Origin of the sequence: Streptomyces sp. NPDC049577 (assembly GCF_040675635.1) — a bacterium.
GTDB lineage: Bacteria > Actinomycetota > Actinomycetes > Streptomycetales > Streptomycetaceae > Streptomyces.
In genome coordinates, this window is sequence record NZ_JBFAPH010000327.1 from 1 (window position 1) to 7,133 (window position 7,133).

7 protein-coding genes are annotated in these 7,133 nt (G+C 71.1%); 1 reads left to right on the top strand and 6 read right to left on the bottom strand.

The annotated features are described in order from the left end of the window. Positions 1-1,322: solute carrier family 23 protein (locus AB0K09_RS27165; protein WP_366068040.1), on the bottom strand; the 1,322-nt coding region annotated here is incomplete at its 3' end. Between the two features lie 160 nt (positions 1,323-1,482). Between AB0K09_RS27165 and AB0K09_RS27170 the strand changes: the two genes are divergently transcribed. Then, entirely contained in the window at positions 1,483-2,187 is a 705-nt protein-coding gene (locus AB0K09_RS27170; protein WP_366068041.1) for a DUF5995 family protein, read from the top strand. Positions 2,188-2,250: 63 nt separating this feature from the next. Here AB0K09_RS27170 and AB0K09_RS27175 read toward each other — a convergent pair whose 3' ends face one another. The 5 genes from AB0K09_RS27175 to AB0K09_RS27195 all read right to left on the bottom strand — a co-directional run. Beyond that, a complete protein-coding gene (locus AB0K09_RS27175) occupies positions 2,251-3,957 on the bottom strand; it encodes an NAD(P)/FAD-dependent oxidoreductase (protein ID WP_366068042.1) in 1,707 nt (568 codons plus the stop codon). A 55-nt stretch (positions 3,958-4,012) separates the two neighbouring features. Then, positions 4,013-4,813 carry a carbon-nitrogen hydrolase family protein gene (locus tag AB0K09_RS27180; RefSeq protein WP_366068043.1) on the bottom strand — a complete coding sequence of 267 codons (801 nt, stop codon included), beginning with the start codon at positions 4,811-4,813 and terminating at the stop codon, positions 4,013-4,015. Positions 4,814-5,131: 318 nt separating this feature from the next. After that, positions 5,132-5,371 carry a hypothetical protein gene (locus AB0K09_RS27185; protein WP_366068044.1) on the bottom strand — a complete coding sequence of 80 codons (240 nt, stop codon included), beginning with the start codon at positions 5,369-5,371 and terminating at the stop codon, positions 5,132-5,134. A 112-nt stretch (positions 5,372-5,483) separates the two neighbouring features. Next, on the bottom strand, positions 5,484-6,635 hold the full coding sequence (locus AB0K09_RS27190; protein ID WP_366068045.1) for a M4 family metallopeptidase: 1,152 nt from the start codon (positions 6,633-6,635) through the stop codon (positions 5,484-5,486). Beyond that, the coding region (locus AB0K09_RS27195; RefSeq protein ID WP_366068046.1) for a VOC family protein at positions 6,616-7,133 on the bottom strand (518 nt) is incomplete at its 5' end. The genes AB0K09_RS27195 and AB0K09_RS27190, both read right to left, overlap by 20 nt.

Consider the following 7,133-nt stretch of genomic DNA (forward strand, 5'->3'; position numbering starts at 1 on the left):
TGCCGCCCGGCGGCCCGGGACAGCCAGCGCAGCGAGTGATAGCCGGTGAGCACGATGAGCGTGCCCAGTGCGATGCCGCTCAGCTCGAAGTTGCTGCTGACCTTCAGGCTGACGCCACCGATGCCCACGATGACGCCCGCCGCGACCGGCACGAGGTTGAGGGGCTGGGCGAAGTCCACCTTGTTGCGGACCCAGATCTGCGCACCGAGCAGGCCGATCATGCCGTACAGGATGACGGTGATGCCGCCCAGCACACCCCCCGGGATGGCCGCGACCACGGCGCCGATCTTCGGGCACAGCCCGAAGAGGAGCGCGAAGCCGGCCGCCGCCCAGTAGGCGGCGGTCGAGTAGACCCGGGTGGCCGCCATGACGCCGATGTTCTCGGCGTAGGTCGTCGTCGCGGGACCGCCCACCGCCGTCGACAGCACGGTCGCGGTGCCGTCGGCGATGATGGCCATGCCCATCTCGTCGTCCAGCGGGTCCCCCGTCATCTCGCCGACCGCCTTGACGTGGCCGGCGTTCTCGGCGATGAGGGCCACCAGCACCGGAAGGGCGACGAGGATCGCGGAGGCCGAGAAGCTCGGCGCGTGGAACGCGGGCAGACCGATCCAGTCGGCCTTGGCGACGCCGGAGAAGTCGATCCGCCAGTGGTCCGTCACCTTGCCGGAGCCGTCCGCCGAGTGGATCCTTCCGGCGGTGAGATCGAGCACCCAGGACAGTACGTAACCGAAGAGCAGGCCGAGGAAGATCGCGATCCGCGACCAGAATCCCCGCAGCACCACCAGGGCGAGCCCGGTGAAGAGCATCGTGGCCAGCGCCGTCCACTGGTCCTGCGGCCAGTACGTCTTCGCGGTCACCGGGGCCAGGTTGAAGCCGATGAGCATGACCACGGCACCCGTGACCGCCGGCGGCAGCACGGCGTGGATCACCCGCGCGCCCAGCACCTGGATGACGACGCCACACGCCGCCAGGACCGCGCCGACGATCAGCAGGGCCCCGGTCAGGGTGCCGGCGTCACCGCCCTGACTCGAGATGACGGCCGACACCCCCACGAAGGAGAGCGACGACCCCAGATAGCTGGGGATACGGCCGCGCGTCATGACCAGGAAGAGGATCGTCGCGACGCCGGAGGCCATCAGCGCGAGGTTGGGGTCCAGACCCATGAGGATGGGCGCGACGAAACACGCCCCGATCATCGAGACCACGTGCTGCGCGCCCAGCCCCGCGGTACGCCCCCAGGAAAGCCGCTCTCCCGGCCGGACCACCTCCCCCGGCTTCAGGTGCTTGCCATCCCCGTGCAGCTTCCACCCGAAGCCCGGCATGATCACTTCCCTTCGCGACGCCCCGCACGGTGCGGCGGCGGCCAAGGCGATTCATAGTCGATCGTTTCCGCGGCGGACAAACCGAGCCCGCCGTCACCCGATCCGGTGCACCGTTCCCCCAACCCTGGCTACTCTCCGTGTTCAATGTCACGCTGTGCGTATGACGACGACGGGGGTGCGGACGCCGGCGCGGGCCGGGGTCCGGGGTGGGATCGACGGTGTGCTGGAGCGCATGCGGGCGCTGGAGGCCGCATGGCCGGCGAGGGACGGCGTGGCCGTCTTCAACCGGGTCTATCTGTCGGTCACCGAGGAGGTGAACCGGCGGGTGGCGGCCGGCTGTTTCACCGACCGGGCGGCGGCGGCCGAGCTGGACGTGCGCTTCGCCGGGCGCTATCTGGCCGCGGTGGACCTGGCGAGATCGGGCGGACGACCGCCCGCCTGCTGGCGGCCGCTGTTCCAGCTGCGCGGCCATCCGGCTGTCAAGCCGCTGCAGTTCGCGCTGGCCGGCATCAATGCGCACATCGGCCACGACCTCGCCGTCGCGCTGGTCGACACCTGCCGGTCGCGCGGCCTAGAACCGTCCGCGATGGAGGGGGACTTCCACCGCATCGGCCGGATGCTCGTCGCGATGGAGGAGCGGATCCGGGAGGAGCTCATGCCCGGCCCGGATGTGCTGGACGTGGCCGATCCGCTGACCCATCTGGTCGGCTCCTGGACCCTGGAAGCCGCGCGGAACGCCGCCTGGGCCTCGTTCCGCGCCTTGTGGGCCGTGCGCACGCTGCCCGAACTGTCCGAGGAGCTCACCGACCGGCTCGACGCGAGCGTCGGCATGGTCGGCCGGTGCCTCCTCACCCCCCTGGGCTGAGCGGCGGTGAACCGCAGCGCGGTCCGCCGCCGCCCGGCCCGGTGGTGGCCGGTTCGGCCGGGCTCAGTCCTCCGGCAGCTCGACCGGGGCGATCTCGTCGTAGACGTCGCCCGGGCCGGGGTTGACCGGGTCGGTCCCGCCGCCGAACTGGTGCATGACGCCCCAGACGGCGTTCAGCGCCGTCTGCACCGCGCCCTCCGCCCAGCCGGCCGTCCAGGAGATGTCGTCGCCCGCGAGGAAGATGCCGCGCTTGTCCTCCGGCAGCCGGTCCTGCATGAAGTGGGTGAACAGCCGCCGCTGGTAGCGGTAGTGGCCCGGCAGGTTGGCCTTGAACGCGCCCATGAAGTAGGGCTCGTTCTCCCAGGAGATCGTCACCGGGTTGCCGATGATGTGCTTGCGGATGTCGACCTTCGGGTAGATCTCGCCGAGCGACTTGAGCATGACCTCCAGGCGCTCGTTCGCCGACAGCGGCAGCCACTTGAGGCTGTCGTCGCACCAGGTGTAGGAGAGGCAGATGACGGCGGGCTTGTCCGGCCCGTTGTCCAGCAGGTAGGTGCCGCGCGTCATCCGGTCGGTGAGCGTCATCGACATGACGTCCCGGCCGGTCTCCTCGTCCTTGTCGAGCCAGAACGGCCGGTCCACGGGCACGAAGAGCTTGGAGGACTCCATGTAGTGGGTCCGCTCCATCGCCGTCCAGTGGTCGATGGGGAAGAGCGAGTCGTCGCACTCGATCTTCGACAGCAGCATCCAGGACTGGGCGGTGAAGATCGCCGCCTGGTAGGTGCGGATGTCGCCGTTCGCGTCGGTGACGGTGATGCGGTTGCCCGCCGTGCGGTGCAGCCGGGTGACGGCCGGGCGCGGCGCGCCGCCGTGCAGGGAGGCCAGCGAGGTGCCGGGCGCCCAGTGGACGATCTTCTCGGGCTCGCGCTCCCACAGGCGCAGCGGGAGCTGCTGGCTGCCGCCGACGATGCCGCGGTGGTGGTCGTCCGCCTCGGTGTAGACGACGCGGAGGATCTCCAGGATGGAGTTGGGGAAGTCGGTGTCCCAGCCGCCGGTGCCGAAGCCGACCTGGCCGAAGATCTCCCGGTGGCGGAAGGACTTGAAGGCCTCGGACTCGCACAGGAAGCCGTAGAAGGTCTGGTTGTCCAGCTTCTCGACGAGCTTTGCCCAGATCTCGCGGATGCGCGGCACATCGCGCTCGCGCATGGCGCGGTTCATGTCGGAGAAGTCCGCGCCCTCCTCCAGGCAGGCGTTCCACGCGGCGGCGACGTCGCGGTAGACCTGCGGCAGGTCGTCGATCGTCTCCGCGTAGTGCGACTCGCCCTTGAGGTCGACGACCGTGGAGGGGGTGTCGGGGGCGAGCGGGTTGGGGAACGGCTTGGTCTCCAGGCCGACCAGGTCGATGTAGTGCTGGAAGGCCGTGGAGGACGGCGGGAAGCGCATGGCGCCCATCTCGGCCGTCAGCTCGCCGTCGCAGCCCTCGAAGCCCACGGTGCGCAGCCGGCCGCCGATCTGGTCCGCCTCGTAGACGACGGGCTTGAGGCCCATCTTCATCAGCTCGTAGGCGGCGATGATGCCGGACAGACCGCCGCCGATGACGGCGACCTCGGTGCCGTGCTCGGTGGCCGGTATCTGGCCGAGGCCCGCCGGGTGGGCCAGGTAGTCGTCGTAGGCGAACGGGAAGTCCGGGCCGAACATGGTGATCGGCGGGGCCGTCCGGATCTCGGGATGCTGCTCGTCGTGGACGGCGGTGGGCACCGTGGACGTCATCGGCTGGACTCTCCTACTGACAAGGGGTGTTGGAAGGCTTGGGGCTTGAGCGGGCTCAGAGCAGCGAGGTGTACAGCTCGGGGCGGCGGTCGCTCAGATAGGTGTTCTCGGCCCGCGATGCCGCGAGCAGGTCCGGGTCGACATCGGCGACGACAAGGTCCTCGCCGCTGCCGGCCCGGGCCCGTACGGTCCCGTCGGGGGCAGCGAGGCAGGAGAGGCCGGCGAAGGTGAAGTCCCCTTCGGGACCGCAGCGGTTGGCGTAGGCGATGTAGAGCTGGCTCTCCCATGCCCGGGCGGGGACGATCGTCTGCGGCACGATCTCGTACGGGCGCATCAGCGCCGTGGGCACCAGCAGCAGCTGGGTTCCGGCCAGGGCGTGGGCCCGTACGGCCTCCGGGAACTCGACGTCGTAGCAGATCAGCAGGCCCAGGCGGAGGCCGTCGAGGTCGGCCTGGACGAGGGGGTCCGTGCCGGGGCGGAAGGAGGACGTCTCGTACTCGCCGAAGAGGTGCGTCTTGCGGTAGTTGGCGAGGGAGCGGCCGTCGGGGCCGATGATCTGCAGGGAGTTGAAGACCGCGTCGCCGTCGCGCTCGGGGTAGCCGTACCCGATGGCCAGGCCGTGGCGCTCGGCGATCTCGGCGACGGCACGGGCGCCGGGCCCGTCGGCGGACTCCGCGAGGTCGTGGACGGCGGGGCCGAGGGCGTAGCCGGTCAGGTACAGCTCGCTGGTCAGCAGCAGCCGGGCGCCGGCGTCGGCGGCCCGGCGGGCGGCGCCGGCCAGGGCGTCGAGGGCGTCCGCGGTGGAGGAGGGAACGCCGCCGGGGCCTTGGTACAGCGCGATACGCAGCGGCGTCATGCGTTCCTCTTCAGCGGGTCGAGCGGGCGGACGGTGGAGGGTGGTTTTGTTAAACGCCTTGACGGTACGGTCCGGTAACTCCCCCGTACAAGGCATCGACGTTGCGCGAGAATGGTCGATTCGTTGCGCCTTTCGCCGGTTCTCCGGCGATTCGTTGTGCCGGGCGGTGTCCGATCACGGTCGCACCGCCGGATACCGCTTCGATCCCGCCCCGGGACCGGCCCGGGAACGGCCCCGGGACCGGCCCGCGAAGATAGCAGGTGCATGTCAATACGCGAGGAAAAGCCCCGGGACGGGCGGGGGCCCGTCCCGGGGTGATCAGCCGTCGTTGATGATCTGCCCGTCCTGGGTACCGCCCTTGCAGATCAGTCTGAGGAAGTCCTCCGCCGAGGGGTCGTTCCCGAACTGCATCGAGACGGTGCCACCGCCGTCGAGGCATTGATCGACGTCGATGTCGGCCGGTGCCGCCACGGCGTGGGTGGCGGCGGGTCCGAGAGTGCTGAGTGCGGCCAGTGCCAGCGGTGTGACCGCCAGACCGGCCATTCGGCGTATGCGCATGGAGCCCTCCTTCGTGCTTCCGCAGCGCAGGTAAGGGACACGCCCACTATGGCCGGGGTGCCGGCGGACGGCACCCGGCGTTGCTCCATCCGTGGGGGGCTCCCGGCGCCGGTCAGCGCACGTTGACCGCGGCCCAGGCCGCGTCGACCGCGCGGTACTGGGCACTGTCCTGGCCGTACAGGTCGGACGCCGCCGTCAGGGTGGCGGTGCGGGCGGCCCGGTAGTCGGTGGTGGGCGTCATATGGGCGGTGAGCGCGCGGTACCAGATCCGTTCGGCGGCCGTCCTGCCGATGCCGGCGACGGGCTTTCCGTCGTAGGTCGGGCTGTCGTAGCGCATCCCGTCGATCATCTTGGCGCCGCTGCCCTCGGCCAGCAGATAGAAGAAGTGGTTGGCCACGCCGGAGGAGAGGTGCGGATCGGTCCCGCCGATGCCGGGGTACCAGTAGTCCTTGGAACGGCCGTCGCGCGAGGGTCTGTCGAGGTAGCGCAGGGGCGTTCCGTTGCCGTTGATGTCCGGTTCCTCGCCGATCAGGTAGTCGCCCGGGTCGGCGGGGTTGCGGGCGAAGAACTCCACGGCGGTGGCGAAGATGTCGCCGGTGGCCTCGTTGAGGGCGCCGGACTCGCCGCTGTAGCCGAGGGCGGCGGTCGCCTCCGTGACGCCGTGGGCCCACTCGTGCGCCGCGGTGTCGATCCGGAGGACCGAAGGCCCGCCGTACATCCCGTCGCCGTAGGTCAGGCAGCGGCCGTCCCAGAAGACGGCGGCGGAGTCACGGCCGTAGTGCACCAGGCTGCAGCCGCCCTGGCCGTCGTCGCGCACGCCCTTGCGTCCGTGGACGCCGAGGAAGTAGTCCCAGACGACGGCGTGCAGGTAGTGCGCGTCGACGGCGGCCGCCTGCCGGCCGCCGTCGCACCACACGTTGTCCACATCGGTGACGAGGGTTCCCTGGCCCCAGGTGCCGCCCTGCAGATCGGACGTCCGGTGGCCGCCGCGTCTGGTGTCGACGAGCTCGTAGCGGTGGGTCTGCGGGTTGTACCGCGTGTCGAGGGGTATCCGGTCGACGCGGGTGCCGCAGCCGACGCCGGTCGCCGGCTCGGCGGGGGTGGCGGCCGCGGCGTGGGGCGTGCCCGGGAGCACCAGGCTCGCCAACAGCCCGGCCGCGACGGCGAGTGAGGACCAGAGACGGGCCATGTCGGCTTCTCCTGACGTCGGTTGCACTGCTGATGGATGCAATTCGAGCGTCCCATCAAGCACGTTGGCTGTCATCCGTCCCGTCGGGCGCGGCCCCGGCGGCGATCACGCCGAAGGTGGCACCGAAGGGGTCGGTGAACAGGGCCACGCGCCCCACCCCCGGCACGTCGGCCGGCGGGACGACGACGCCGGCGCCGTGCGCGGCGACCGCTGCGGCGGTGGCGTCGCAGTCGAGGACGGCGATGTAGGGGTGCCACTCGGAGCGCGCCCCGGCCTCGACGGCCCCGGGGAGCAGTTGCACGACCGCCGCGCAGTGGGCGTCCGCCGGTCCGGCTCCGCGGGGCCGGACCAGGGAGAAGACATGGGCGCCGATGGTCAGGTGACGGTCGGTCTCCCAGGAGAGGACGGCACGGTAGAAGGCCCCGGCCGCGGCGGCGTCGGTGGTGTACAGCTCGGCCCAGCACAGCATCCCGGGGCCGGTGGCGATGTCCGGAGCGCCGCAGTCGCCGGGCTGATGGACGGCGAACCGGGCGCCGGAGGGATCGCCGAGAACCGCCGTCCGCCCGGCCTCCC